The 1134-nt window shown below is 77.1% G+C and carries 1 protein-coding gene and 1 pseudogene; one reads left to right on the top strand and one right to left on the bottom strand.

Features of this window, described 5'->3' with window-relative positions:
* Positions 1-795: ADP-ribosylglycohydrolase family protein (locus GT042_RS15910; protein ID WP_237530842.1), on the bottom strand; the 795-nt coding region annotated here is incomplete at its 3' end.
* On the opposite strand from GT042_RS15910, the pseudogene GT042_RS39095 reads away from it, so the two are divergent.
* A pseudogene (locus GT042_RS39095) lies at positions 794-1134 on the top strand (hypothetical protein); the annotation flags it as partial. The gene GT042_RS15910 and the pseudogene GT042_RS39095 sit on opposite strands and share 2 nt — an antisense overlap.

Genomic DNA, 1134 nt, shown 5'->3' with positions numbered 1-1134 from the left:
GAGTTCGGCGGCGGCGGCCGGGTCGCCGGGGTGGACGACCGCGAGGACGACGGCCCGTACGCACGCGGCGTCGTCGAAGTAGTGCGGGTTGTCGTGGCCGGTGGCGGGCGGGCGCAGGCCGGTGGCGAGGTTGCCGAGCCCGGCCCGTACGGAGATCCGGGCGCGCAGCGGCAGCACGGCGGACTCGACCTCGGGGGCGCGGTCGGCGGCGGCGGCGATCTCGCTGGCGAGGGAGTTCCAGGCGAGGTCGACGGCGGCGCGCATGCGCCGGTCGGCGCCGAGGCCGTGGAAGAGGTCACCGGCGGCGGTGAGCACGGCCTCGGCGGCGAACGCGGCCCACTCGGCGTCGTCGGAGGGGCCGAGCCGCAGGGGCTCGGGCGGCTGGTTGAGGGCGATGGGGACGGGGAGGGTGGTGGTCGCGTTCTGCTCGGCGAAGGTGTCGAGCTCGCGGGTGAGCCGCCGGGTCCACTCGGGCATCCGAGCGGCCCGATGCCGAGCGGCGGGCCACCCGGCGGCGTCCCCGGCGGCGAGCCCGAGAAGGAGCCCCTCGATCCGCCGAACGGAGCGGCGACCGCTCGCGCGCGGTGTAAAGCCGTCCTCCCGCCGCCCGGCGCCCGGCCTGCCCACCCCGCCCCGGGCGCCCGCGCCGGTAAGCGGGTACGTGCGGCTCCCGGTGTCCGGGCTGGTACGGGCGGGTGTGTCGGTCCCGGTGTCCGTACGGGTGTACGTGCTGGCACTGACGTCTGCACTGGTACGGGTGTGTGCGCCGCTCCGGGCGTCTGCGCTGGTACGCATGTATGTACTTGCCCTGGCGTCCGGGCTGGTGTGGGTGTGTGCGCTGGTACCGGCGTCGGCGCTGGTACGGGTGTGCGTACTGGTCCCGGCGCCCGCGCTGGTACGCGCGTATGTGCTGGCCCCGGCGTCCGCGCCGGTGCACGTGCGCACGCCGGCCCCGTCGTCCGGGCCGATCTCCTCCGTCGTCGCCGCGCTGCCAGGCCCTTCCCAGCCCGGGTCCGGCGGCGCCGCAGGCGTGGACACCTGCCCCCCGGCGACGGTCGCCTTTGCGCTGGGCCCGGTCGCGGGTTCCGCGCCCGCCCCCGCCTCTGGCGTCCCGGGGGTCCTTGTCTCGTCCGT

Source organism: Streptomyces sp. SID3212 (assembly GCF_009865405.1).
Lineage (GTDB): Bacteria > Actinomycetota > Actinomycetes > Streptomycetales > Streptomycetaceae > Streptomyces.
The sequence above is the reverse complement of the archived record's forward strand: the minus strand, read 5'-3'. Positions and strand labels throughout refer to the sequence as shown.